The sequence below is a fragment of the Meridianimarinicoccus marinus genome, assembly GCF_040689105.1.
Lineage (GTDB): Bacteria > Pseudomonadota > Alphaproteobacteria > Rhodobacterales > Rhodobacteraceae > Meridianimarinicoccus > Meridianimarinicoccus marinus.
This window is the reverse complement of record NZ_JBFBVU010000014.1, coordinates 16,228-42,106: the sequence shown is the minus strand read 5'-3', so window position 1 is coordinate 42,106 and position 25,879 is coordinate 16,228. Positions and strand designations below refer to the sequence as shown.

Below are 25,879 nucleotides of genomic sequence, written 5' to 3'. Positions count from 1 at the left end.
CGCGATCCGGTCCGGCCGATAAGGGCCGGGCCGATCCTGTGCAAAGAGGTCACGCAATGCTGCGGATCAGGAAAGCCATCGATTTCGCCGAAACCCTGGTCACCAACACGGCCATGGCCGTGCTGCTGGGAGCGGTGCTGTGGGGCGTGCTGACACGCTATGTCACCGCCCGCCCGGCGGTCTGGACCACCGAGTTGTCGGGGATCCTGTTCACCTGGGTGGTGTTCATCGGCGCCATGGCCGCCGGGCGCCGCGATCAGCACATCCGCGTTACCCTGCTGGTGGACAAGCTGCCGGGCCGGCTGCAACGGATCGCACGCATTCTGGCGGATCTGGTGGTGCTGGCCTTCGTCGGCTACGCGGCCTGGCTGAGCTATGTCATGATGGGCAAGGGCGCGTCGCGCATGTCACCAGTCATGGACATCCCGTTTTCCTATGTCTACATGGCGCCGCTGATCGGCTTCAGCCTGCTGACCGTCACCGCCCTGCTGCGCCTCGTGCTGCCCGATCTGGTGCCGCCGCGTGATGACGACGCGGTCGAGGTGCTGTGATGGATCTTCTGCCTGTCATCATCCTGCTGGCCACCATCGCCCTTGGCGTGCCCGTGGCCTATGCCATCGGAGCGGCTGGGGTGTCCTTTTTCCTGTTCTCGGGGGCCATGCCGCCCGAGCTGTTCATCCAGCGCATGGTCTCGGTCACCCATTCCTTTCCGCTGCTCGCGGTGCCGCTGTTCGTGATGACCGGGGTGGTGATGAACTATGCCGGCATCACCCGCCGGATGATGGCCTTTGCCGAGGCGATGACCGGCCATTGGGTCGGCGGGCTGGCGCAGGTCAACGTGCTGCTGTCGACGCTGCTGGGCGGGGTGTCCGGCTCGGCCAATGCCGATGCGGCGATGCAGGCCAAGGTTCTGGTGCCCGAGATGTCGCGGCGCGGTTATGACCGCGCGTTTTCCTCGGTGGTAACGGCGTCGTCCTCGATCATCAGTGTCATCATTCCACCGGGAATCGGCCTGATCCTCTATGGCTTCATGGGCGATGTGTCGATCGGGCGGCTGTTCCTGGCCGGGATTGTGCCCGGCATCCTGCTGTGCGCGGCGATGATGGCGTTGGTGGCGGTGATGGCTCGCCGGTTGCGCCTGAAACCGGCGCTGGATGCCCGGATGCCCTGGTCCGACCGTCTTGTCACCCTGCGCGGTGCGGCCCTGGCCCTGATGGTGCCCTTCGGCATCGTCATCGGCATCCGCTTTGGCTTTTTCACCCCGACCGAGGCCGGGGGCATGGCCGTGATGTTCGCCGCCATCGTCGGCGTGATCTATCGCGAGTTGAAGCTGCGCGACCTCTGGCCGATCCTGCAACAGACGACACAGGCCACGGCCATCGTGCTGCTGGTGATCTGTGCCGCCAACGGCTTTGGCTACTACATGACGTGGGAACAGATCCCCACGGCGGTCACCCAGGCGATGTTGGCGCTGACCGAAAACCCGATCCTGCTGCTTTTGATGATCAACCTGCTGCTGGTGATCGTCGGCATGTTCATCGAAGGCTCGGCCGCGCTGATCCTGCTGACGCCGATCCTTGTGCCGGTGATCGCCACGGTCGGCATCGACCCGGTGCATTTCGGCATCGTCATGGTACTGAACCTGACCATCGCCGGGGTGACGCCGCCGCTGGGCACGCTGATGTTCACCACCTGTGCCATCACCGGCGTGTCGATCGCCGATTTCATCAAGGCGGCCCTGCCGTTCTATGCGCTGCTGTTCGCCATGCTGTTGGTGCTGACCTTCATGCCCGGCATATCGCTGTGGCTGCCCAACCTGTCCATGAACTGAAGGAGATCCCCGCATGACGTCTGATGGATGTGTCCGACTGGAAAAACACGGGGCCATTGGCCAGATCATTCTGGACCGCCCCGCCAAGCACAACGCGCTGACCCCGCAGATGTATCGCCAGATCGGCGCGTGCTGCGAGGCGGTGAACACCGATCCCGAGATCAGGGTCGCGATCTTCCGGGGGGCGGGCGAGCGCGCCTTCTGTGCCGGGTCCGACATCACGGCCCTGCAGGAATACGAGGATTTCTGGGCCTGGCGGAACCGCTATGACTATATCCCGCCGATCCGCGCGGTGCGCAAACCGTTGATCGCGGCGGTCAAGGGCTGGGCTTTGGGCGGCGGACTGGAAATCGCCCTGGCCTGCGATCTGCGTGTCGCGGCCACCAGCGCCACCTTCGCCGCGCCCGAGGTCACGCTGGGCTGGAACGGCGCCGGCGGGGCAGCCCAGCACATGGAGCGCCTGTGCGGCTATGGCAATGCCATGCGCTACCTGCTGACCGGCGACCGTTTCTCGGCGCAACAGGCCCACGACATGGGAATGATCGAATGGCTGGTAGACCCCGGCCAGGAAGTGGATACCGCGATGGAGATCGCCAACCGGATCGCCGCGCATTCCACTGTGGCCACCCAAGCGGTGAAATCCGCCGTGCGCAATGCCATGGACAGCACCGTGCAATCGGGGCTTTCCTATGACAACGAACTCATGTCACTGTGCTTTGCCAAGATCGACCGTGACACACCGAAAGACAGCGGGGGATGACATCCTCCGGGAGACGCATGCCCAGCAAGATCGCCAAATCCGCCGCCACCCCGGACACCAAGGAAAAATCGGCAGTGCCCGCCGTCGAAAAGGCGCTGGATGTGCTGGAGGTGCTGGCCGATTCCGCGCAAGGCATGACGATGAACGAGATCGTCGAAACCCTTGGCCGCACCATGGGCGAGTTGTATCGCGTCGTCGTCTATCTGGCCGATCGCGGCTATGTGGAACAGAACCCCGACACCGGGCGCTACGCGCTGACCATGCGGCTGTTCGAACTGTCGCATCGGCACGAGCCGACCGAGCGGCTTGTGCGCAATGCCATTCCCCTGCTGGAACGCATCGCCGACCGGACCGAGCAGTCCTGTCATCTGGGCATCGTCAACCGCTCCAACGTGCTGGTTCTGGCCTCGGTGCGCAGCCCGCGCCCGGCCAGCTATTCGGTGCGGACCGGGGCGATATTTCCCGCGATCAAGACATCGACCGGCAACGTGATCCTGGCGTTTTCAGGCAAGGACACGCAGCGCCGCTATATCGGGCGCCTCTCGCCGGAAGACCGGGCCGGCCTGAAGGAGCGTTTCGACGTCATTTTCCGCAAGGGATACGAGGACTGGCCATCCGAAATCGTCGAAGGGGTGCAGAACCTCTGCGTGCCGGTGTTTGACAAGCTTGGCGTGGTGGCGGCACTGACCATTGGCTTCATCGACCAGTCGAACCCGCCGATGACCCCCGAGGAGGCGCTGACGGAACTGCGCGTCGCCGGTGACGAACTGACCCAGTCGCTGGGCGGCGTGCCATTGTCTCGGCGCGCCGCAGAATAGCCTGCCCTTTCCTGATGCACCTGAATTTTCCGACCGTTTTCCAGACGGTTCCCTTGACATTTTTGGCCCCTGCAAGCTACTTTCAAATAACAAAGTAGCTTTCGGATATGCTCATGACCGCTTCATCCAAGACCCCCGCCGATCTGCCCCTGGACGGGGTTCGCGTGCTGGATTTCGCGCAGTTCCTTGCCGGGCCATACGCGGCGATGCGGCTGGCCGATCTGGGTGCCGACGTCATCAAGGTCGAACGTCCCAAGGGCGGCGACCTGTGCCGCTCGCTGGCGGTCAACGATCAATGGCTGGATGGCGACAGCCTGCTGTTTCACTCCATCAACCGCAACAAGCGCAGCTTTGCCGCCGACCTGAAGAACCCGGAAGATCTGGAGCGGGTGAAGGCGCTGATCGCCACAGCCGACGTGATGATCCACAATTTCCGCCCCGGCGTGATGGAGCGCATCGGGCTGGGCCATGAGGTGGTCGCCGGGCTGAACCCGGGGCTCGTCTATGCCGCAGTCAGTGGTTATGGCACCTCGGGGCCGTGGCGCGAAAAGCCCGGCCAGGATCTGCTGGCGCAATCGCTCAGCGGCATCACTTGGCTGCAGGGCAATGCCGCCGATGGACCGGTGCCGGTGGGCTTCGCGCTGCTGGACATTGCCACCGCGCAGAACCTCGTGCAGGGCATCCTTGCGGCGCTGCTGCGCCGGGGTCGGACCGGCAAGGGTGGCCTGCTGGAAGTGGACCTGATGAGTTCCGGCATGGACCTTCAGTTCGAACAGCTCACCTGCTTTTTCAACGGCGACAAACGCCAGCCCGCGCGCAGCGAGATCTCGAACGCCAATGTCTATGGCGCCGCCCCCTACGGCATCTATGCCACAAGGGACGGGCATCTGGCCGTGGCCATGACCCCGCTGGCGCGCCTGGCCGAGCTGTTCGATCTGCCCGCCCTGCGCGCCTTCGACCAGTCCGAGGCCCTGAAGCGCGCCAATGAAATCAAGCCGCTGTTGCAGGCACGCATCGCCGAGAAGACCACGGCAGACTGGCTGGCGGTGCTGGAACCTACCGATGTCTGGTGCGCCGAGATCCTCGACTGGCCGGCGCTGGCCGACAGCGCCGGCTTTGCCGCGCTCGACATCCTGCAAACCATCCGCAACGCGGCAGGATCCGAGACGGTGATGGTGAAATCGCCGATGCGCTTTGACGGCCAGCGGCCAGCCTCGGCGCGCGGCGCTCCGGCGCTGGGGGCAGACACCGAGACGATCCTGAACGAACTAGGCCTCGGCTGACCGGCGCGGAAGGAGACGTCAATGACGCAGGGCCACCAGCCACTCGACGGGCTTCTTGTCGTCGATCTCAGCCAGTTTCTGGCCGGTCCCTATGCGTCGCTGCGGTTGCAGGACATGGGCGCGCGGGTCATCAAGATCGAACGCCCCGATGGCGGCGACCTGACCCGCAACCTGTATTTCTCGGACACGGTGATCGACGGCGAATCCACCGTGTTTCACGCCATCAACCGGGGTAAGGAAAGTCTTGCGCTGGATCTGAAAGACCCCACCGATTGCGCCCGGCTGAAGACGCTGATCGGCCAGGCGGACGTGGTGTTGCAGAATTTCCGTCCCGGCGTGATCGAACGGCTGGGCTTCGACTATGCCACGCTGAGCGCACAGAACCCCGGCCTCGTCTACGGGTCGGTCTCGGGCTATGGCCCCGACAGCCCGTGGCGCGACAAGCCCGGTCAGGATCTGCTGGCGCAGGCCCGGTCCGGGGTGATGTGGCTGAACGGCAGCGCCGATGACGGCCCGGTGCCCTTCGGGCTGGCGGTGGCCGACATGATGGCAGGCGCGGCGCTGGCACAGGGGGTGCTGGCGGCGCTGGTCGGGCAAGGCCGTACCGGCAGGGGCGCGCATGTGGAAACCAGCTTGCTGGAAGCGATGCTGGACCTGCAGTTCGAGGTTCTGGCCACCCATATGAACGACGGCGGCCGCCCGCCGCAGCGCTCCAGCTTCCGCTCGGCGCATCCGGCCCTGCCCGCGCCCTACGGGGTGTATCCGACGCAGGACGGCTTTCTTGCCGTGGCGATGATGCCGATCCGGCAGTTGGCCGAAGTGCTGGACCTGGACGCGCTTCTGCCCTTTGCCGATGACACCCGGTCTTGGTTCCGCAAGCGTGATGAAATCAAGAGCATCCTCGCTGCGCATCTGGCGCAAGCGCCGACCGCCCATTGGCTGTCGCTGCTGGAGCCGCATGGCATCTGGGTCGCGCAGGTTCACGACTGGCCCGAACTGCTGTCGAACCCGGCTTTCACGCATCTGGACATGGTGCAAAAGGTCCGCGATGCGATGGGTGCGGAAATGCGCCTGATCCGCGCCCCGATCCGCATCAACGGCGAACGCGGCCGGTCCACGCGCGCCGCCCCCGAGATCGGTCGGGACAACGCAAAGCTGATTGCGGAATTCGGTCTTTAAGGGACCGACCGGCGTCAGCGCTGCCGGGCAGTGAAAGGGCGCGCGCCACAGTGGCCCGCGCCCGAACGCCGGATCATCCGGCCTGCTGCGCCCCAGACATATCCGCCAGCATCCGATCCTTGTCGAACCCCGGATAGGAATACTCCGACACGCTCTTGCCGTGGTACATGGTGATGACCCGGTCTGCGAGCATCACCACTTCGTCGATCTCGTAGGACAGGATCAGGATGCCGACGCCGCGCTCGGCCAGATCCTCGATGATCCGGTAGATGTCAGCCTTGGCATGCACGTCGATGCCACGCGTCGGTTCCAGCAGGATCAACAGCTTGAGATCCTCGTCCAGCCAGCGCGAGAAGCATATCTTCTGCTTGTTGCCCCCGGACAGGAAGCGAATCTCCTGGTCGGGAGAGGACGTCTTGGTCGAGGTGTCGGCGATGGCCTTGGTCACGACCTTCTCGATATGCGCGCCGTCCAGAATGCCGCCGCGCACGGCCTTGTCGATATAGGGCAAGGCGATGTTGTCGCGCACCGACAGCGGCGGCAGGATGCCGTTCTTGTCGCGGTTCTCGGTCACCAGCCCCATGCCTTCGCGCACGGCCACCGCAGGCCCACGGCCCGGTTCCACGGTCTGGCCCTGGTATTTGATCGTGCCATTGCAATCCGGGTCCAGCCCGAACACCGCCTTGGCCAGCTCTGGCGCGCCGCAGCCGCGCAGGCCGGTCAGCACCACGATCTCGCCCGGACGCACGTCCAGCGACACATCCTTGTAGACCCCCGGCTTCGACAGGTTCTGCACCGACAGCAGCGGTTCGCCCGAAATCTGCTTGTGCGGCTTTTCGAAGGCCTCCAGCTCGCGCCCGGTCATCGAATGGATGACCGCGTCCTCTGTGGTGTCGTCGGTGCGATCCGACAGGACGATCTTGCCGTCGCGCATCACCGTCACATGCTCGGCGATGGCGAAGATCTCGGGCATGTGATGCGAGATATAGACGATGGCGATGCCTTCGGCCTTCATCCGGCGGATGAATTCGAACAGCCGGTCCTTGTCTTCTTCGGACAGGGCCGAAGTAGGTTCGTCCATGACGATGAGCCAGCTGTCGGACATTAGCGAACGGATGATCTCGACAATCTGCTTCTCGCCCGAGTTCAACTCGCGCACCGGGCGGTTGGGATCCAGATCAAGGCCGAAGCGGTCCAGCTGTTCGCGCACCCGCCGCGCCATCTCGCGCTTGTCCAGGAACGGCGTGTTGCCGCGCTTCAGTTCGCGTCCCAGAAAGATGTTGCCGGCCACGGTCAGCTCGCTGATCAGCGACAACTCCTGATGGATCATCGAGATCCCGGCGGCTTCGGCATCGGCGGGGGTGTCGATGCTGACCTTGCTGCCATTGACCTCGATCCCGCCTTCGTCGGCGGAATAGATCCCGCCCAAGACCTTCATCAGCGTCGATTTCCCGGCCCCGTTCAGGCCGACCAGCGCGTGCACCTCACCGGAAACACATGAAAAGTTGACGTTGTCCAGCGCACGGGTGGCAAAGAAGCTTTTGCCGATCCCCTTCATGTCGAGCCGCTTGCTCATGCGGTTTTCCCCCGCTGTGTGTAGGTGTCCAGCAGCACCACGCCCAGAAGGATCATGCCCTTGATCAGGCTCTGCAGATACGGGTTGGTGCCGGTCAGGACGAGACCGTTGATGATGATGCCATACAGCAGCACACCCAGGATGGTGCCCAACAGCTTGCCGCGCCCGCCGAACAGCGAGGTGCCGCCCAGGATCACCGCCGTGATGGCGTCGAATTCAAGGTAGAGACCGGCCCAGGGCTGGCCCGAGGACACCCGGCCCACAGTGATTATCGCCGACAGGCCCGCCAGAAAGCCCGACAGGACATAGATCCACACCAGGGTGCGTTCGGGTCGTCGGCCCAGCACGAAGGCGGTTTTGACGTTGGCCCCGGCGGCATAGACATCGCGCCCGAACGAGGTGCGGTACAGCAGCACCGACAGCCCGGCGAAGACCAGCCCCACGAAGGGGATCACCACCGGCATATTGCCCCAGCTGACCCCGCCCAGCCACAGGAAGACCGGGTTCGAGACATTGATCGAATTCGCGTCGTAGATGACCAGTGCCAGCCCGCGCGCCAGCGCGAAGGTGGCCAGCGTCACCATGAAGGCCGACAGCTTCAATCGCCCGATGAAGACGCCGTTGACGAACCCGATCAGCATACCGGCCAGCAGGGCGGCGATGAATCCCAGCGGTGCGCTGCCCGTGGCGGTCAGGGTGATGACCCCGACGCCTCCGGAAAACGCGACGTTGGAGCCGACGCTCAGGTCGATGCCGCCGGTCAGCATGATGAAAGTCATGCCCATGGACAGCAGGAACAGCACCGCGATCGACCGCAGCAGGATACCGATGTTGGCCAGCGAGAAGAAATTGTCGTTGGCGATCGAGAACCCGACCGACGCGATGACGATCAGGCCGACGAGAACGAGATAGCGCAGCGTGAGCGAGTCCAGCGACTTGCGCGGCGCGCCGGCGCTGAGGGGGGCGGTGCTTGTCATCATTGATTTTCCCAAAGGTTGGGTGCCGGCGCCGCAAGGGCGCCGGCGGTCTTTTCAGATCACTTGACGGAGTCGGGGCCGAATTCCAGATAACCCTTCTGGGCCACTTCCAGCGCCTGCGGCACGTAGTAGACCTGCACGTCTTCCGGGAAGCCGTTGGCCAGCGCCTTGGCGTGGTTTTCCTCGGTCAGGACCAGCGGCGTGAAGAAGTCATAGACCTTGTCCGGGGTTTCGCCCTGGTGGATGCGATAGGCCATCTGCACGAAGTTCCAGCCCTCGCGGGTGCCCGACAGAAGGATATCGGCCATCACCTGACCGCCCTGCATCTGCTGGATGATCGGAATGTCGCCGTCATAGCCGTAGAACTGGATGTCGGTGTTGCCGTTGTTGGTGGCAATGGCGATCGACGGGTACATATAGGCATCGGTCACGCCCGAGATCGCGTTCAGGTCCGGGAACTGGGTCATCCAGTTTTCGGCGATGGACTGGGCCTTCACGGTGTCCCAGTCGGCGGGCTGTTCGGCCACGACCTCGACGTTGTCACAGGTGGCGATGCCTTTCAGGATGCCTTCGCGGCGCGCTTCGCCCGAGGGGTTGCCGGCCTGGCCCAACATGACGCCGACCTTGAACGGCTCACCGCCCGACAGGGCGCACATGGCCATGCCCTGGTTGGTGCCGTTGACCACATCGCCCAGCGTGAAGCTGTAATCGGCGCTGTCCATCGGCGAGTGCACGGCGATCCAGGTGATGCCCTCGGCCTGCGCCTTGGCCACCAGCGGTTCGAACGCATCGACGTTGATGGCGTTGACGAACATCACGTCGGGCTTTTCGTTGATGGTGACTTCGGTTTGCTGGATCATCTTCTCCAGCGAGCCTTCGGCGGACAGCCAGCGGCCGGAAATCTTCACGTCCGGGAAAGCTTCGTCATAGGCTTTCAGGGCGTCCTCGAAGCCGCTCAGCCAGGCGACATGATAGGGGGCGACATGGCCGTCATTGATGAAAACGACATCCAGCGTGTCGCCGGCGGCAAAAGCCGCGCCAGCACCCAGTCCGGTGGCCAGCGCCAGCGAGGCGGTAAGGTTGATCGTACGTTTCATGGGGTATCCTCCGTGTTGATCCATGAATGAGTCCGGTTGCACCGGTTTCTCGGTGGTGGTTTCGGTCAATGGGCCTCGGCCTGCCGGGACTGCCAGAGCACATAGTTCGCGCCGAGCGCGGCCAGGATCACCGCGCCCTTGAAGACCTGGTGCCAGACGTCCTCGACGTTCAGCAGGTTGAGCGCGTTGTTGATGACGCCGATGAACAGCACGCCCCAGAAGGCACCGCCGATGGTGCCGCGCCCGCCAAGGATCAGCGTGCCGCCGATGATGATGGCCGCGATGCCGTCCAGCAGCAGGCCGTTGCCATCCAGACCGGGCTGAACGAAGCCCATGCGCGACGACAGGATGATGCCGGCAAAGCCGCTGCACAGGGCCGAGAACATGAAGATGCCGGTCTTGACCCGATCCACGTTGATCCCGGCCAGCCGCGCGTTTTCCTCGCTGTTGCCGATGGCGATGACATAGGCGCCCCAGCGGGTGTGGTTGTAGACCACATAGGCCAGCACGAAGAGCGCGACGAGAAACAGGAACGACCAGTACAGGCCCATGAATTTCTCGGCGCCGATGAACTTGAAGAAGCCGCCCATCAGGAAGATCTGCTGGCCGCGCGGAATGATCAGGCCCGACAGGCCCTGCGCCATGAACAGCGTCGACAGGGTGACGATGAAGGCGGGCAGCTTCAGCTTCGCCACCAGTGTGCCGTTGAAATATCCCAGCGCCAGCGACGCCACGATCACCGCCACGATGCCGACCCCGACGCCGCCGGTGATGCCGAAGAACACCCCCAGCACGATGGCAAACAGGACCGAGCCCATGCCCATCGACAGGTCGATGTTGCCCGAGACCACGACAAAGAACTGACCAAGGGCGATCAGCCCGATGGGCACGATCTGCCGCGAAATGGCCGACATGTTGTCGAGGCTCAGAAAGCGCGGGCTGATCAGGTAGAACACCAGACACAGACCCAGCGTCACGAAAATGATGTTCTTCTCCCGCAGGAGCGTTCCAAGGTCAGGCATGGCGGGTTCTCACCTCGTGTTGCAGTCGTTGGGGGCCGGGGACGGGTGCGGGGCGCATCACAGCACGCCCATCACAAGATCGGCACAGCGGTCGCCCAGCATCATTGCCGGGGCATTGGTGTTTCCGGCGGGGATCTCGGGAACCGCCGACATGTCGCAAACGCGCAGGCCGGTGATGCCGCGCACGCGCATCCTTGCGTCCAGCACCGCCATCGGGTCGCCATCGGCGCCCATCTTGGCGGTGCCCACCGGGTGGTAGTTGGTCTTGACCATGCGCTTGCAGTGCTCGGTCAACCCCTCGTCCGACAGGTCCAGCGGCGCCACGATCTCGGCCACCTTGTCGGCCAGAGGGCGGGTTTGCAGGGTCTTGTGGAAATAGCGCAGACCGACCCGCATCGCCTCCATGTCCCTTGGATCCTTCAGGAAATTCGGGTTCACAAGCGGCATGTCCGCCGGGTTGGCTGAAGCCAGACGCACCTCGCCCACCGAATGCGGCTTCAGCAGCACCATCTGGATCGACACGCCGTAGCCGTCGCCAACCTTCTTCAGGGTCTCGTCGTCCAGGTAGAGAACCGGGATGCAATAAGCCTCGTGCGTCGGCGGCGCTTCGGGATCGGTGGGATTGACGAAGCAGGCGGCTTCAAGGCCGGTGGTGGTGATGCGGCCCCGTCCGAACAGCTTGAACTCCAACCCGTTGCGGATCATGTTCCAGCCCCGGTCCTGCTTCCAGTAACCGTAGGGTCCGTTTGCCCGCGCAACCACCGACACATCCGGGTGATCCTTCAGGTTCTGCCCGACGCCGGGCAGGTCCTGCACCACGTCGATCCCGTGTTCGGCCAGATGATCGGCGGGGCCCAGCCCGGACAGCATCAGGATCTTGGGGGTCATCAGCGCGCCCGCCGACAGCACGATCTCGCCTTCGGTGCGCACCTCATGGGTGCCGGTCTTGTCGGTGTAGACGACGCCGACCGCGCGGTTGTTCTCGATCAGGATCCGCTGCACCTGGGCCTCTAGACGCAAGGTCAGGCGCGGGTCCTTCATCAACGGCTCGATGAAAGCATAGGCCGCGGACACCCGCTGGCCCTTGTTGTAGGTAAACTGGAAGAAGCCCGCGCCGCGCTGCGTCTTGCCGTTGAAATCAGGGTTGAACGGCTCGCCCTGCGCTTGCAGCGCCTGCACGAACCAGCGCGCCATGTCGTCGATATAGCCGGGGTCCGAAACCACCAGCTTGCCATCGGCACCATGCAGATCGTCGTTGAATTTCTGGTTGCCTTCCAGCCGCTTGAAATGCGGCAGCACCTGATCCCAGTCCCAGCCGATGGCATCGTTGTTGCCGCGCAGGATCTCGTGCCATTCGTCGTAATCGGCGGGGCGGCCCCGCACATAGGCCTGCCCGTTGACCGAGGATCCGCCGCCCAGAACGTTGCCCTGCGGGATGTCGGCGCGGCGCCCTTTCAGATGCTCCTGCGGCACCGACTGGTGGGTCTTGAAGAACTTCGAGCCGTTCTTCAGCAGCTTGAACACGCCCGGCGGCATGTCGAGCAGCGGATGGCGATGATGATGCCCGGCTTCCAGCAACAGAACCCGCGCACCGCCGTCTTCCACCAGCCGCGAGGCCGCAACGCATCCGGCAGAGCCGCCGCCGATGACGATGTGATCAAAGCTATCAACCATTTCCCCCCCCCTTTGCGTCTGCCCGGTTGCGATCCCGCCGCGGAGCGCGCCTGAAAGGCCGTTCTGCGTTGGTGTTTCCAACTCTGGTCAGACCATCGCAGATTCGCCCATTTGTTTGCAAGTATAAAACTTACTTTACTCTATGAAAGCATGGCCCATTGCGCTTCTGAATTCCATTGTGCCGCCCGTCAGTCTTCGCGAGGGCTTTCTGCCCCGGCGTCCCCGCGCCTCCACGGCGCGGAGCCACAATCGGCTACCGTCCCATCCAGCCGCCATCGACCAGCAGGATCGCGCCGTTCACATAGCTGGCGGCCTCGGATGCCAGGAATACGGCGGGACCGGCAAAATCCTCAGGCGTGCCCCAGCGGCTGGCGGGGATCCGCTCCAGGATGGAGGTCGAGCGTTGCGGATCGTCCTGCAGCGCCTGCGTGTTGTCGGTGGCGATATAGCCCGGTGCGATGGCATTGACGTTGACGCCCTTGCCGGCCCATTCGTTGGCCAGCGCCATGGTCAGCTGACCGATGCCGCCCTTGGATGCGGCATATCCGGGCACGGTGATCCCGCCCTGGAAGGTCAGCAGCGACGCGGTGAAGATGATCTTGCCCGATCCGCGTTCCACCATGCCGCGCCCGATCTCGCGGCTCAGGACGAATTGCGCCGACAGGTTGACCTCGATCACCTCGTCCCACCATTCGTCGGGATGCTCGGCCGCCGGTTTGCGCAGGATGGTGCCCGCGTTGTTGATCAGGATGTCGATGGGCGGGTTTTCCGACTGCACCTTGGCGGCAAACTCGGTCACCGCCTTGCGGTTCGAGAAGTCGCAGGAATAGCCCTTGAAGCTGCGGCCCAGGCCCTCGACCTCGCGGCCCACGTCCGAGCCTTCGGTCTCCAGCGAGGCCGACACGCCGATGATATCGGCCCCGGCCCGCGCCAGCCCCAGCGCCATGCCCTTGCCGATGCCGCGCTTGGCGCCGGTTACAAGGGCGGTTTTGCCCGTCAGGTCGAAATTGCTCAGATCACTCATGTCGTCACCCGTTGATTTGCAGCAGCGATTTCATCGCGTTGGGGTTGGAAGTCAGGGCCGCGAAGGCCTCAGCGATCTCATCCAGCGGACGGATGTCGGTGATCAGCGCGTCGGCGTCGATCTCTCCGGCAGCGATCGAGGCGATGGCCTGGTCATAGTCCTGCGGCTCGTACACGCGCGCGCCGAGCATCCGAATCTCGCGCCAGAAGAAGCGGAACAGGTCGACCTGCGGCTTGGTGGCATGGATGGCGACCATGACGATGCGCGCCCGCGTGGCGGCGGCGGCGGTCATCAGATCGACGCCGGGCTGCACGCCTGACACTTCGAAGATCACATCGGCACCCTTGTCGCCGGTCTTGTTCAGGATCTCGGCAGCGGCATCCACCTGCCGGGGATTGATGGTGTCGAAGCCCAACCGGGAGGCCAGCGCCAGTCGGTTCTCGTTGATCTCGGAAATCGTGACCTTGCCGCCCGCGGCACGGGCCACCATGGCCACCAGCATGCCGATGGGACCACCGCCGATGACCAGCACGTCCTCGCCCGGCTGGACCTCGGCCATGCGCACATCGTGGCTGGCCACGGCCAGCGGCTCGATCAGTGCGGCATCGCGCAGCGACACCCCGTCGGGCAGCCGGTGCAGCGTGTGGGCCGGCACGTTCCACAGCTGTTGCATGGCGCCCTGGCTGTCGAGACCGATGAACTTCAGATTGTGGCAGATGTGCTGATGGCCCCGGTTGCAGGCCGGACAGTCGCCGCAATGGTCCAGAGGCCGCACCACGATGCGGTCGCCCTCGGCCCAGCCTTCAACCCCCTCGCCGACGGATTTGACCACGCCGGACATCTCGTGCCCGAGGATGCGTTCGAAGCCGATGCGCGCGTCCATGTGGCCCAGATAGGCATGCAGGTCGGTGCCGCAGATGCCGCAATAGGCGACCTCGATCTGCACCTGGCCCGCAGACGGGGCCTCGGAGTCGATCTGGGTGACGTCAAATTTCTTGTCGCCGCGATAGAAGGCTGCCGTGATGGTCATGTAGGTGTCCCTTTCAGGCCGCGCCATCGGCGGCGGCGTTCAGTTTGTCCCAGTCGAAGGTGACCCCGATGCCGGGCGTGTCAGGAGCGACGCCCTGGGCGGCCTCCAGCACAACCGGGCGCGTGGTGTAGCGATCGATGGGAAAGGAGTGCAGCTCGACCCAACCCGCGTTGGGCTGCGCCGAAACCAGTGAAATGTGAAGTTCCTGCATGCCGTGGCTGCAGATCGGCACGCCGTGGTGGCGCGACAGGTCTGCCACCTGAAGCCAGCCGGTGATGCCGCCGCAGTTCGAGGCATCGGGTTGCACGAAGGACAGCCGCGCCTGATCGAAAGCGTATTCGAACTCGTGAATCGTGTGCAGGTTCTCGCCCATGGCCAGCGGGATGCCCGTGGCTTCGACAATGCGCCCGAACCCGGCATAGTCGTCGGGGATCGTCGGCTCTTCGAACCACATCAGGTTGTAGGGCGCGAAGGCCCGCGCCGCCTCGATGGCCTGATCGACGGTCATGGAATAATTGGCATCGACCATGAAGGCGCAGTCTGGTCCGATCAGATCGCGGACGGCGGCAACGCGCGCCACGTCTTCAGCCAGGGTCGGCTGGCCGATCTTGATCTTCACGCCATTGGCGCCCTGGGCCAGATAACCGCGGATCGAGTCCAGCAGTTTGGGCAGGGGAAAGTTCAGGTCGATGCCGCCGAAGTAGCAATTGCAGCGGTTCGACGCCCCGCCCGCCATCCGCCACAGGGGCGTGCCCGACCGCTTGCCGCGTGCGTCCCACAGAGCAATGTCCAGCGCCGAGATCGCGAAGGAGGCGATGCCGCCGCGCGCCACATAATGCACATGCCATTGCATCGCATCGTAGAGCGCCTCGACATCAGTGCCATCGCGGCCCAGCAGGAAGGGCTTCAGGTCATGCTCGATCATGGCAAGGATCGCGCGGCCCCCCCGGCCCCCGGTATAGGTATAGCCGGTGCCTTCGCTGCCATCGTCAAACCCGATGGTCACGGTGATCAGCTCGAAGTGCGAATGATCGCCATGCTTGGCATCCGACAGAACTTCGTCCAGCGGCACCGCAAAGCGGCGGGCGTCCAGCGATCTGATGGTGACCATGTTTCACTCCCTCGTCGGCGTCGTCCTGCGCCCGTTCGGTTCGTCATGCCATTTTGGTACGACCAAATCAAGTCCGTGATTGCACCAAACTGAGAATACTGCGCGGATTTTCTGGAAACGCCCCGGATATGTCGCGCTGCTTGTGCTGAAATTGTTGAGGATTACGCCAGAGCAGGGTAGGTTGCCGAGTATGGACAGACCAAATTACTCAGCCGAGACCCGCCCTGCGCCATCGGAAGATCCCGCCCCCGGACCTTCGGGCGGCCGCGCCGCCGATGCCATCGTGCGGCAGATCCAGGGCCGGATTCTCAGCGGAGCACTGCCCGACAAGGCCGCGCTGCCACCCGAACGCAAACTGATGGAAGAATTCTCGGCCAGCCGGACCGTAATCCGCGAAGCCGTCGCAGCACTGGCCAGCCAGGGGCTGGTCGAAGCGCGCCCGCGCCACCGCCCGATTGTTCGGCGGCCTGGTTTCGACACGGCGCTCAGTTCGGTGGGCGGCATCATCTCTATGATGATGCAGCAGAGATCGGGGGTCGAGTCGCTCTACTTCAGCCGTATCTTCATCGAGCGCGGGTTGGTGCGGGACGCCGCCACTTCGGCCGGGCGCGACCATATTGCCGCCCTGAAATCGGCGCTGGCGGACAACAAGGCGGCCATCGAAGATTCCGGGGCCTTCTACGCCACTGATGTGGCCTTTCACGGCGTGCTCTACAGCGTACCCGGCAATCCGATCTTCCCGGCGTTGCACACCGCGTATGTGGACTGGCTGTCGCCGCATTGGAACAAGATGATGAGCCAGCCGGAGCGCAACAAACTGAACTACGCGGCCCATGAAGCCATCTACCGGGCGATCCTGGAACGCGACCCCGATGCCGCCGAGGCGGCTCTGATCCGGCACCTGGATTCGGCCTGGCAGGACGTGCGCAACACCTTCGAACTCGGCTGAGGCCTCGGCAAACATCCGCCGAAACGAAAAGTGCCCGGCTGTTGAGCCGGGCACCTTGCGCAATTCCATTCCGCGAATCGTGCGGATCTTCGGAAATTGTTATTCGAATGTCTGCAGATACGCGATGACGTTCTGAATCTCTTCGTCCTTGCGCAGACCCGCGAAAGACATCTTGGTTTTCGGGATCAGGTCCTTGGGCTTCGCCAGATAGATGGTCAGGGTCGGTTCGTCCCAGGTCAGGCCTTCCGCGGCCAGTTCCAGCAGGTTGTCCGAGTACTTGAAGCCTTCGACCTGACCGGCGGCATTGCCGACGATGCCGTTCAGCTGCGGGCCGACCTTGTTTTTTGCGTCCGCGCCAACCGCGTGGCAGGCTTTGCATTTCTTGAACACCTTTTCACCGGCTTCCGGGTCGCCGTCCGCCATCACGGGCAAGGCAACAGCGGTGGCCAGCGCGGCGACCAGAGAGAATAGTCCTGATTTCATTTCGATTCCTTTCGCTTCAGATCAGGGTCTCAAGGATGGTATCGGGAAAACCTCCGATCACAACCTTGATCAGTTCGGGCTCCAGAAGGCAGCATGCCGTCGAGAGACCATCGGCCAGCGCAGCAGTGCGCGCGCTCACCGATATCAGGGTGCGGCCTTCCACCGAACCGCCTGTACGTGGGTCAATGATATGGCCGATCTGACCCGCGGGGTCCAGAACCGTTCCCAGCGGGGCCGAGGTCGCAAGGGCGCGATCCGAAAGGGTTATCCGGCGCACGATTGTGCCATCGGGCGTCGCGATCCCGGCGGTCCAGGGCGCACCGCCGGCCTTGGTGCCGCGCGCCCGGATCTCGCCCATGTCGATCACGGTATCACTGAACCCGCGTGCCGCCAGCAGCGCCGAAATCCGGTCGGTGATATAGCCCTGCGCGATCCCGTTCAGGGTCAGCGCCATGCCCGGACGGGTGAAACACACCGCATCAGGATCAAAGCGCAGATGCGCCCATCCAGTGCGGGCGCGAGCCGCGTGCAGCGCAGCCGCATCTCTGCCCTGCCCGGTGGCCTGCGCCTCGGCCAGCGCCTGCCAGAGCGACTGCACGGTCGGATCGAAGGCCCCATCGGTGGCGCGATTCAGGCTGGCGCTCAGGCTCAGCACCTCCAACAGGTCGGCGGCCGGGTCGGCCAGCATCCCGTCGCGGTTCAGCCGCGCCAGCGCGCTGTCGTGGCGATACAGGCTGAAAATGCCTTCCAGTCGAGACAACTCCGCCTCGACCTCGGCAAAGATCGCGCGGGCCTGATCTTGCGTCACGCCTTCCAGACGCATCGACGCCGGAGCGCCCAGGGCAATCCCCTGCCAGGTGGCATGGGCACCAGCGGGGGCGGCGGCGGCGGGCAGGGCCACGGCCACGGCGGAAACGGCCAGAAATCGGCGGCGGGACAGAATGGGGGTCATGAGGGGTGCTCCAGAACAGAGTCAAGATCGACCGGGCCGATGGCCGCGTGGTCGGGAATGTCGTCGAGGGAATGAATCTCGCCGCCGTATTGCGCAACGAAGGCTTCGGCGCCGTCGCGCGCGGCGAAGGGCACGATCTCGGGGGCACCCATGCCACCGGCAACCCCGGCATCCACCACGAAGAAGGCGGCATTGGCATCGGTCCAGTTGTTCTCGCCGGGCAACGCCCAACTGGCCGCACGCCCCATGTCGCTGACATAGACGGCGGTGACCCTTGCATCGCGTTCGGGGCTTTTCAGATAGGCCACCAGATCGCGCACCTGCGCGAAGAACAGCGGGCCGGGCATCCCCTCAAGATGAATTTGCCCCTTGGGGCCGCCATGTTCGGCGATATTCATCTGGCAGAAATGGCTCAGCGCGGCGTCGGTCATCGCCACCGGGGGCGGCGCTTCGGCCACCTCCTCGCGGCAGGCGGGCAACAGCAGCAGCAGGGCCAGGATCGGGGCGGCTCTCATGGCTCCAGCCTCCGGAACGCGGCCCAGGCCAGACCGAAGGTGATCCCCAGCCACAGTACGATGGACAGCGGCGCGGCCCAGGCCGGCAGGCTGCCCGCCACCCCGGTCATCCCGGTGGTCATCGCCACCCCCTCCGAAGCCGCAACGTTCCACAGCCGGAAAGCATCCGCCGGGTTGGCCACCATCACCCACGGGAAGAAGGTGGTGGTGAAGACGCCGCCGCTGTCCAGCACCACGGCGCCCAGCAGGCCCAGATCATAGAGCACGACGAACACCAGCCACAGCGCCGCGGCCGCCCCCGCCGCCGCCGCGGGACTGCCCGCAAGTGCGGACAGGAAATGCCCGAAGGCCAGGAACACGCCGCCCAGCAGGATCGAGGTGCCGATCAGCCGCAACAGGGCTGCAAGGCTTTCCGGCGAGGTGCCGCCGGTCAGACCCGCCGCGGCCCCGGCAAGGCCGAACCCCACGGTCAGCGCGAAGGCCAGTGCCGCCAGTTGTGCAAGGTATTTGCCCAGCAGGATCTCGCCGCGCCCAGCGGGATAGGACAGCAGCAGCGCCAGCGTGCCGCGTTCGGAATCCCCGGCGATGGCATCGAAGCTCATCATCAGGGCCAGCAGCGGTGCCAGATACACCGACAGGGTGGTCATCGAGGCCACCGAAACCAGCAGACGATCCGCGCCCAGCGACCCGGTCGGCGCACTGCCCGCAAAGGTCAGGGCCAGCGCGAACAGCACCATGATGAGCGTGGCCAGGAACAGCCAGCGATTGCGCAGCAGGATGGTCATCTCGCTACGGGCCACGGCCAGAACGCGCGCGGTCATTGTTTGCCCTCCTGCGCAAAGTGACGGTACAGGTCTTCCAGTCCCGGCGGTGTCATCTCGATGTCCTCGACCCGGTCCGGCATGCTGGCAAAGCGCCGCAGCGCCTCCATCTTGGTGTCGGGGCCGCATTCCACGTCCACCGAAGCGCCGTTGACGCGGGTGCCGCCGGTTTCGGCGGCCATCTGGTCGGCCAGCCCGCCGCGCACCACGATCCGCAACCGCGTCGGCAGCCCGGCCCGGCGCGACAGATTGCGCAGGGTGTCATTGGCCACCAGTTCGCCCTGCCGCAGGATGGCGATGCGGTCGGTGCGGGCCTCGACCTCGGTCAGCGCGTGGCTGGCGATCAGCACCGCCGTCCCCTGTGCCGCCAGTTCGTCGATGATCGCGTACAGATCCTGGCGCGAGATCGGGTCCAGCCCGCTGGTCGGTTCGTCCAGCAGCGCCACCGCCGGTTTGCCCAGCATCACCTGCGCCAGCCCCAGCCGTTGCCGCATCCCCTTGGAATAAGTGCGGATACGGCGGTCGGCGGCATCCGCCAGCCCGACCCGCTCCAGCAGACCTGCCACCGGGCCGGTGCCGGTGCCCGCCAGACGGGCTAACAGCGACAACTGCTCGCGCCCGGTCAGGGCACCGTGAAAGCTGACGGCTTCGGGCAGAAAGGCGGTGGCCAGTCGCGCGGGCCCGCTGCCCGGTACCGCCCCGGCAACCCGCACGGACCCGCCATCCGGCGACAGAAGCCCCAGCGCGATCTTGATCAACGTGCTTTTGCCAGCGCCGTTGTGGCCCAGCAGCGCCACGCGCTCGCCGGCGGCCACCGACAGCGACACGTCGCGCAGCACCGGGCGGCCGCTGCGCAGCTTGGTGAGGCCGTCGATTTTCAGGACCTCATGGGGCATGGGAAATCTCCTTGCCGTTGGTGGTCAGCGCGGGCGGCTGCATCAACGGATAACTGTCGATCACGCCACCGGGCAGCAGCGCCGGGAAGGCCGATTGCGACCAGCGCACCAGTTGCACCGCAGGCGAGCCCAGCAGCAGCTTTGCCGCTGGCTGCGTCCACAATACATGATCCATGCTGTCGTTGGGACGGAAGGGCACATCTGCGATGCCGTCGGCGTTCAGATCATAGGCGGCCAGATCGCTCCAGAAGTTACCGTGTCCGTCCTCGGACCATTCCACCCAGCGGGACGAGACGTATTTGACCTGCGTCCGGTTGCCGATGAAGGCGTTTCCGACGATGCGGTTGCCGTCCGATCCGGCGGTGAAGTGGATGCCGATGCCGCAGCCCTCGAAGTGGTTGCCGGTGAAGATGTTCTTGTTGGAGTTATACAGAAACGCGCATTTCTCCTTGGTGCCGCGCACGTAGTTGCCGGTGATCTCGCTGTTGTTGGCGTAGTTCATCATCACGCCATGCTCGCGGTCGCCGATCGAGATGTTGTCGGCCACCTTAACACGCTTCGAGAACATCACCGCATAGCCCAGATCATTGCCGATCGAGGTGTTGCCGGTCACTTCGGAGTTGTTGGCGTACATGTAGTGCACCGCGAAGCGCAGGTCGCGGAACAGGTTGTTGCGAAAGGCGTTCTTCTTCGAGGAATTGACAAAGATGCCGTCGCGGCCGAACCGGATGTCATTGCCCTCTACCACGGCCCCCGGCGCGTTCCAGACGTAGACGCCGTTGCCCCGGTCGTTGACGCGGCGATCTTGCCGCCCGACGATCCGGTTGCCCGCGACCATGGCGTCGCGCGCGCCGTGAATGTCGATGCCGTAGAGATTGCCGATCAACGTGTTGTCGCGGATCTCGGCCCCCACCGCGCCTTCGGTCAGCTTGATCCCGGCATCGATGGTTTCGTGGCTGGAGCCGGAGCCTACCACCTTGAGGCCACCGACATAGACGCCGGGCGCGGTCACGGTGATGACGCTGCCCTGCCCCTGCCCGTCGATGACGGTGCCCGCCTGCCCCTCAAGACGGACGGGGCGGTCCAGAACCACAGTTTCGGTGTAGGTGCCGGGCCGCAGGCGCAGCGTGTCGCCCTCGGCGGCCCGGTTCAGTGTTTCGGCAATCGCGCCCGGCTGCACCGGCACATCCCACTCGGCCGCGAAAAGCGGCGTGGCAAGACAGACCAGTGCAATCCAGAGCGCGCGCATGGCTCAGCTCGCCCGCGGTTCGACGAACATCCGGCCGCGCATCTCCATGTGGAGCGCGTGGCAGAACCACTGGCAATAGTACCAGTGCACGCCAGGACGTTCGGCCACGAAGGTGACCGAGGCGGTGGCCTGCGGACCGACTTCCATGGCGACCCCGAAGTTGGCCAGGCAGAAGCCGTGGGTCAGATCGTCGATGTCATCCATGTTGGTCACATAGATGGTCACCTCGTCGCCCTGTTTGACCGTGAATTTCTCCATCGAGAATTCCGGCGCTACCGACGACATGTAGACCCGCACCTTGTTGCCATCGCGGATGATTTCCTCGTGACCCCAGTCCAGATCGACGCCATCGGCCTCCGCCTGCTTGCGGGCGTCTTCCCACATGGGATCGTCGCGCTGCCAGTTGGTGGCCGGGTTCACGATGTCGCGGCGCACGATGATGCTGTCATGCGGCTCGGCGAAGGTCGGGCCGTCGTGCTTCAGCGTCATGCTGCCATCCGAGATGTCGATCAGCTGTTCGTTCTCGGGCTTCAGCGGGCCGACGTTGATGAACCGGTCCTTCGAGAACTTGTTCATCGAGACCAGCCATTTGCCATCGGCATCCTTGGTTTCGCCCATGGAGGTCGAGTTGTGGCCCGGCTGATAGTGCACGTCGATCTTTTCGCGGATCGGGTCCACGTCTTCGCCGGCGTACAGCTTGATCGCGTCCTCGATGTTCCACTTCACGACCTGGCTGTCCAGGAACAGAGTGGTGAAGGCGTTGCCCTGACCGTCATAGGCGGTGTGAAGCGGCCCGAGGCCCAGCTGCGGCTCGGCCACGATGCACGAGCGCGGGTCGGCGTCACCTTCGAACAGCGCGTCCAGCTTGGTCACATCCATCACCGACACGGTCGGCGACAACTTGCCGTTGATACAGACGTGCTTGCCGTCCGGCGCGGTGTTGATGCCGTGCGGCGAGTTCGGGATCGGGATGTAACGGGTGTACTTCTTGTTCTGGCCCTTGCGGCCGTCCAGAACCTTGACGCCGTTCAACTCCTGATAGTCGCCAGCGGCAACCCCGGCTTCGATCTCGGCCAGGTTGAAGACCACCACATGATCCATCTCGTTGGCGGTCATCTCGGCCAGGGTCATGCCCATTTCCGAGTTGTACGAGGTCGAATAGGCGTATTTTCCCTGATAGTCGCAGTCGGTGTTGTCGAGGTTGCCCGACACGATCACCTGCCAGGCGATCTCCATCGTGTCACCGTCGATGGCGGTGAAGATGTTCACATATTCCTCGGGATTGTCGAGGATCTGGCCGTCGTTGACCAGCGGCGCCTCGTGCTCGCCGTTGGCGAAGACATAGCCGGTGCGCGGGTATTTCTGCGGGCGCATGCCGTGGATGTCATGCGCGTTCGGGATCTCGATGATCTTGTCGCATTTCATCACGTCGCAGCGCACGCGCGCCACGCGGGTGTTGGCCTTGTCGTTCATGAACAGATAGCGGCCGTCATAGGTGCCATCGGTGAACGACATGTGCGGGTGGTGCAGGTCGCCGTTGTCATAGGTGACCTTGCCCTGCGCGGCGAGATAGGCCTTGGTGTCCTCGGTCAGCCCCTCGGTCAGCACCTTCAGGCTTTCGTTGGTCTGGCCCCAGCCGGTGGCCGAGCAGCGGTTGAACACCGGCACGCGCATGAATTCGCGCATCGACGGCACGCCCAGAATGCGCAACTCGCCGGTCTGGCCCGAGGACCAGAAGCCGTAATAGTCGTCCAGCTCGCCGGGTGCCAGATGGGCGTTGCCGCCGGCGGCCTTGGCGGGTTTCGCGGTCAGGACCGAGCCGCCGATACCGGTGGTGGCCAGCGCGGCACCGGTGGCCGCGGCCCCCAGCATGCCCCGGCGTGTCATCGCCAGTTGCTTCATTTTCTCAGACATGGGCTTTCCCTCCTTTGGGTTCGTTCTTCTTTGCGTTGGGATGGCCGGCCGGCGGCATGGCAAGCGGCGTGCCAACATTCGCGCGCCGTTTCATCTTCTTGATGACAACGGGGCATTTCTTGTCCGACTGGTACAAAACCTGGCAATGCAGGCAGTTGATGCACTCGTTCGGGTTGATTTCGCCGGTCGGATGGATGGCCTGCACCGGGCATTCGTTGGCGCAGGTCTGGCACGGGCTGCCGCATTCCTTGTAGCGGCGCAGCCAGTTGAACATGCGCACCCGCGCCGGGATCGCCAGGGCGCCGCCCAGCGGGCAGATGTAGCGGCAATAGAACCGCTCGACGAACAGCCCGGCCAGCAGCAGCAGCAGGGCGAAGACCACGAAGGGCCAGTCGCGCATGAATTTCAGGATGATCGCGGTCTTGAACGGCTCGACCTCGGCCAGTTGCTCGGCCATCGGGATCGACGCCAGCGAGACGCCGAACAGCCCCAGGAAGATCATGTATTTGATCGGCCAGAGCCGCTCGTTCAGGCCCCAGGGCAATTCCCATTGCGGCACCTTGAAATAGCGAGCGATCTGGTTGCTCAGCTCTTGCAGCGCGCCGAAGGGGCACAGCCAGCCGCAATAGGCGCCCCGGCCCCAGAACAGCAGGGCGGCGGCGACGGCGAACCACTGGATGAAGACCAGCGGATCCATCAGGAAGGCATCCCAGCTGAACCCGGCGCGCATCTGCCCGGCCAGCGCCATCAGGTTGACCACCGACAGTTGCGCATTGGCGTACCAGCCGATGAAGACCAGCGTCATCGTCAGATAGCCGATGCGGAACCAGTAGAACACGCGCGCGTTCATCGTCGCCTGGAACTGGAAGAAGAAGGTCGCGGTCAGCACCGCCAGCATGACGCCAAGGATGCCAATCTCGACGGCCTTGTCCCGCCAGATCCGTTTCCACAGCGCGGCCTTGGCGGCGGCTTCTTCACCGGCGACTTCCAGCACCGGGGCCGCCTTCTGCGGCAGCAGGAACCGTTCGGGCAGCTTGTAGCCCAGATCGAAGGTCAGAAAGGTCTTTTCCACCGCCCCCACGGCCCGTTGCACCAGCAGTTGCAGGCGGAACGGCTCGGCCGGGTCGAACTCGGCGTCGGCGGGGATCTTGAAGAGGTCCATCTCGGTGAAACTGGGCGCATCCGTCGTGGCCAGATCGCCCAAACGGCGATGCTGTTTGTCGAAGAACCGCACCGAGGTGTCGCCCTGGATCAGCTGGATCCGGTCGAAGATGCCGCCGCGCACATAGCCCGATCCCTTGAAGGAATAGGTGCCGCGCCCCAGCACCAGGATGGCGTGTTCGCCCTCCTCCAGCCAGCCGGTCAGGTTGTTGTATTCATTGTCCCCCAGCAGCGACCGACCGATCGACGGCACCGAGACCAGCGCCATGTTCATGTCGATGAAGGTGTCCTCGGCGGCGCCCTTTTCGGGGCGCTTGATGGCGCGCGCATCGCCGGTGGCCGCAAACGCCGCGTTGACCTGGCCCACGTCCAGCGTCATGCGCCGGATCGATCCATCGCCCGACAGGGTGGTCCAGGAATCGATGCCGGTAATGTCCGGGTCCAGCGCGCGCTTGGGGCCGGTGACTTCCTCGGCCAGCCCGCCCAGCCCCAGCAGCCGCGCGACCTTGATGCCGCCGCGCACGATGGAATCGTCGATCACGATGATCGTCACCGTCGCGCCCGAGATGATGTCCAGGTCATGCGATGACCCGCCCGAGGCCGCTTCGGCCTTCAGGTCCAGCCCGGCATAGGATTGGGTCAGCGCCTTCACCTTGCTGTCGGGAATGCCGATCAGGACGATGGGTTCAGAGTGTTTGACCAGTTGCACGCCGGTCAGCACCGCGTCGGGGTCGATGGCCGCAACCACATGGATGGGTTTGCCGGAATAGCCGGTGGTACCCACGAAATCCGAGGTCAGAAAGGCCCAGGCGACGGTCTCGCCGCCCTTCAGCACCGGCGCGACGGGCACATCGTCCCGGATCGCTCCGAAACCGTCGGCCCCTTCGTAAAGGTCGCCGGGAGCAAGATCCGCCAGGAAGGAGGCAAGCGTGTCAGCCCTAGCCGGGGCAAGCGCCGCAAGGACAAGGCCAATGGCAAGGACAAGGGCCGACAACCAGCGGCCAGGGGTCCGGGTCACGTCCATGACGGCCTCCCGGTTTCGAAAACAGGGGCCGGGGTTCGGACGGGGAACAAACATAGGGTCATCTTGCTATCGCTTGGCGGGCCACGGGTTTCGGGCCACAGATCGGGTGTGGTGCAATGAAGGGAACACGCTGCAGGACGGGGGCCTGCGGTGATCGGGAAATCGGGACGGTCCGGCGCCACCGCCATCCCAAGATCCGCCGACCCCAGGGTCGCGCAGAACCGGCAGGAGTCGCAGCCCGGCGCCCGTGGGCCACCCTGCTCGACGACATTGCCGGCGATGTCGATGCGCACGATGGCGACGCCGGTATCGCTGCAGATTTCTGTCAGTTCTCCGGTGGGGCGGGCGCAGGCAAAGCCTGCCTGAACCAGCACCAGCGCCGCGCACAGCACCACCGCAAGCCAGCGTCGGCTTGGCCATTCTGTCGTGGTGGACTGAAAATCACGCTGGGCCAGCACGGCGCCAAACTCCGATCAAGTGTGGTTGCAGGGCAAGGGGTAGAGCCCGGTCGAAGGTCCGTAATTGATTTATGT

The 25,879-nt window shown here is 64.5% G+C and carries 24 protein-coding genes; 7 read left to right on the top strand and 17 right to left on the bottom strand.

What is annotated here, in order from left to right; all coding sequences use genetic code 11:
* Nucleotides 1-56: 56 nt before the first annotated feature.
* The 6 genes from AB0T83_RS12130 to AB0T83_RS12105 all read left to right on the top strand — a co-directional run bounded on the left by AB0T83_RS12130 (nucleotide 57) and on the right by AB0T83_RS12105 (nucleotide 5,871).
* A complete protein-coding gene (locus AB0T83_RS12130; protein WP_366193362.1) occupies nucleotides 57-551 on the top strand; it encodes a TRAP transporter small permease in 495 nt (164 codons plus the stop codon).
* A complete protein-coding gene (locus AB0T83_RS12125; RefSeq protein WP_366193361.1) occupies nucleotides 551-1,831 on the top strand; it encodes a TRAP transporter large permease in 1,281 nt (426 codons plus the stop codon). The genes AB0T83_RS12130 and AB0T83_RS12125 overlap by 1 nt, the downstream gene beginning before the upstream one ends.
* Before the next feature lie 13 nt (nucleotides 1,832-1,844).
* Entirely contained in the window at nucleotides 1,845-2,591 is a 747-nt protein-coding gene (locus AB0T83_RS12120) for an enoyl-CoA hydratase/isomerase family protein (protein WP_366193359.1), read from the top strand.
* A gap of 17 nt (nucleotides 2,592-2,608) precedes the next feature.
* A complete protein-coding gene (locus tag AB0T83_RS12115; RefSeq protein WP_366193358.1) occupies nucleotides 2,609-3,409 on the top strand; it encodes an IclR family transcriptional regulator in 801 nt (266 codons plus the stop codon).
* A gap of 113 nt (nucleotides 3,410-3,522) precedes the next feature.
* The gene (locus AB0T83_RS12110; RefSeq protein WP_366193357.1) at nucleotides 3,523-4,692 is read left to right on the top strand and encodes a CaiB/BaiF CoA transferase family protein; all 1,170 of its coding nucleotides are present in this window, start codon (nucleotides 3,523-3,525) and stop codon (nucleotides 4,690-4,692) included.
* Between the two features lie 21 nt (nucleotides 4,693-4,713).
* Nucleotides 4,714-5,871, top strand: coding sequence for a CaiB/BaiF CoA transferase family protein (locus AB0T83_RS12105; RefSeq protein WP_366193356.1), 1,158 nt, complete (start codon nucleotides 4,714-4,716; stop codon nucleotides 5,869-5,871).
* A gap of 73 nt (nucleotides 5,872-5,944) precedes the next feature.
* On the opposite strand, the gene AB0T83_RS12100 is transcribed toward AB0T83_RS12105, so the two are convergent.
* The 8 genes from AB0T83_RS12100 to AB0T83_RS12065 form a co-directional block, all read right to left on the bottom strand.
* A complete protein-coding gene (locus AB0T83_RS12100) occupies nucleotides 5,945-7,447 on the bottom strand; it encodes a sugar ABC transporter ATP-binding protein (protein ID WP_366193355.1) in 1,503 nt (500 codons plus the stop codon).
* The gene (locus AB0T83_RS12095; RefSeq protein WP_366193353.1) at nucleotides 7,444-8,424 is read right to left on the bottom strand and encodes an ABC transporter permease; all 981 of its coding nucleotides are present in this window, start codon (nucleotides 8,422-8,424) and stop codon (nucleotides 7,444-7,446) included. Before AB0T83_RS12095 ends, AB0T83_RS12100 begins: the two co-directional genes overlap by 4 nt.
* A 59-nt stretch (nucleotides 8,425-8,483) precedes the next feature.
* On the bottom strand, nucleotides 8,484-9,521 hold the full coding sequence (locus AB0T83_RS12090) for a sugar ABC transporter substrate-binding protein (protein WP_366193352.1): 1,038 nt from the start codon (nucleotides 9,519-9,521) through the stop codon (nucleotides 8,484-8,486).
* Between the two features lie 65 nt (nucleotides 9,522-9,586).
* Nucleotides 9,587-10,543 (bottom strand): ABC transporter permease, encoded by a 957-nt coding sequence (locus tag AB0T83_RS12085; RefSeq protein WP_366193351.1) that lies wholly within the window; start codon nucleotides 10,541-10,543, stop codon nucleotides 9,587-9,589.
* Nucleotides 10,544-10,600: 57 nt separating this feature from the next.
* Nucleotides 10,601-12,217 carry a GMC family oxidoreductase gene (locus tag AB0T83_RS12080; RefSeq protein ID WP_366193350.1) on the bottom strand — a complete coding sequence of 539 codons (1,617 nt, stop codon included), beginning with the start codon at nucleotides 12,215-12,217 and terminating at the stop codon, nucleotides 10,601-10,603.
* Between the two features lie 253 nt (nucleotides 12,218-12,470).
* Nucleotides 12,471-13,241: an SDR family oxidoreductase gene (locus AB0T83_RS12075; RefSeq protein ID WP_366193349.1), complete on the bottom strand. Its 771-nt coding sequence runs from the start codon at nucleotides 13,239-13,241 to the stop codon at nucleotides 12,471-12,473.
* Between the two features lie 4 nt (nucleotides 13,242-13,245).
* Nucleotides 13,246-14,271, bottom strand: a complete 1,026-nt coding sequence (locus tag AB0T83_RS12070; RefSeq protein ID WP_366193347.1) for a zinc-dependent alcohol dehydrogenase — start codon at nucleotides 14,269-14,271, stop codon at nucleotides 13,246-13,248.
* Between the two features lie 13 nt (nucleotides 14,272-14,284).
* On the bottom strand, nucleotides 14,285-15,382 hold the full coding sequence (locus tag AB0T83_RS12065; RefSeq protein WP_366193346.1) for a mandelate racemase/muconate lactonizing enzyme family protein: 1,098 nt from the start codon (nucleotides 15,380-15,382) through the stop codon (nucleotides 14,285-14,287).
* A gap of 190 nt (nucleotides 15,383-15,572) precedes the next feature.
* On the opposite strand from AB0T83_RS12065, the gene AB0T83_RS12060 reads away from it, so the two are divergent.
* A complete protein-coding gene (locus AB0T83_RS12060) occupies nucleotides 15,573-16,331 on the top strand; it encodes an FCD domain-containing protein (protein WP_366193345.1) in 759 nt (252 codons plus the stop codon).
* 99 nt (nucleotides 16,332-16,430) lie between these two features.
* Here the strand turns inward: AB0T83_RS12060 and AB0T83_RS12055 are convergent, their stop codons facing one another.
* Genes AB0T83_RS12055 through AB0T83_RS12015 form a run of 9 tightly spaced genes read right to left on the bottom strand, consistent with a single transcriptional unit; the run spans nucleotide 16,431 to nucleotide 25,804 of the window.
* Nucleotides 16,431-16,814, bottom strand: a complete 384-nt coding sequence (locus tag AB0T83_RS12055; protein WP_366193343.1) for a c-type cytochrome — start codon at nucleotides 16,812-16,814, stop codon at nucleotides 16,431-16,433.
* Between the two features lie 16 nt (nucleotides 16,815-16,830).
* Nucleotides 16,831-17,766 (bottom strand): FAD:protein FMN transferase, encoded by a 936-nt coding sequence (locus AB0T83_RS12050; RefSeq protein ID WP_366193341.1) that lies wholly within the window; start codon nucleotides 17,764-17,766, stop codon nucleotides 16,831-16,833.
* Complete coding sequence (locus AB0T83_RS12045; protein ID WP_366193339.1) at nucleotides 17,763-18,281, bottom strand: nitrous oxide reductase accessory protein NosL; 519 nt, start codon at nucleotides 18,279-18,281, stop codon at nucleotides 17,763-17,765. The genes AB0T83_RS12050 and AB0T83_RS12045 overlap by 4 nt, the downstream gene beginning before the upstream one ends.
* Nucleotides 18,278-19,102, bottom strand: a complete 825-nt coding sequence (locus tag AB0T83_RS12040) for an ABC transporter permease (RefSeq protein ID WP_366193338.1) — start codon at nucleotides 19,100-19,102, stop codon at nucleotides 18,278-18,280. The genes AB0T83_RS12045 and AB0T83_RS12040 overlap by 4 nt, the downstream gene beginning before the upstream one ends.
* A complete protein-coding gene (locus tag AB0T83_RS12035; RefSeq protein WP_366193336.1) occupies nucleotides 19,099-19,998 on the bottom strand; it encodes an ABC transporter ATP-binding protein in 900 nt (299 codons plus the stop codon). The genes AB0T83_RS12040 and AB0T83_RS12035 overlap by 4 nt, the downstream gene beginning before the upstream one ends.
* Complete coding sequence (locus AB0T83_RS12030; RefSeq protein WP_366193335.1) at nucleotides 19,988-21,247, bottom strand: nitrous oxide reductase family maturation protein NosD; 1,260 nt, start codon at nucleotides 21,245-21,247, stop codon at nucleotides 19,988-19,990. The genes AB0T83_RS12035 and AB0T83_RS12030 overlap by 11 nt, the downstream gene beginning before the upstream one ends.
* Before the next feature lie 3 nt (nucleotides 21,248-21,250).
* A complete protein-coding gene (nosZ, locus tag AB0T83_RS12025; protein ID WP_366193334.1) occupies nucleotides 21,251-23,161 on the bottom strand; it encodes a TAT-dependent nitrous-oxide reductase in 1,911 nt (636 codons plus the stop codon).
* On the bottom strand, nucleotides 23,154-25,346 hold the full coding sequence (locus AB0T83_RS12020) for a 4Fe-4S binding protein (protein WP_366193332.1): 2,193 nt from the start codon (nucleotides 25,344-25,346) through the stop codon (nucleotides 23,154-23,156). Before AB0T83_RS12020 ends, nosZ begins: the two co-directional genes overlap by 8 nt.
* Nucleotides 25,337-25,804, bottom strand: coding sequence for a hypothetical protein (locus AB0T83_RS12015; protein ID WP_366193330.1), 468 nt, complete (start codon nucleotides 25,802-25,804; stop codon nucleotides 25,337-25,339). Before AB0T83_RS12015 ends, AB0T83_RS12020 begins: the two co-directional genes overlap by 10 nt.
* Between the last annotated feature and the right edge of the window lie 75 nt (nucleotides 25,805-25,879).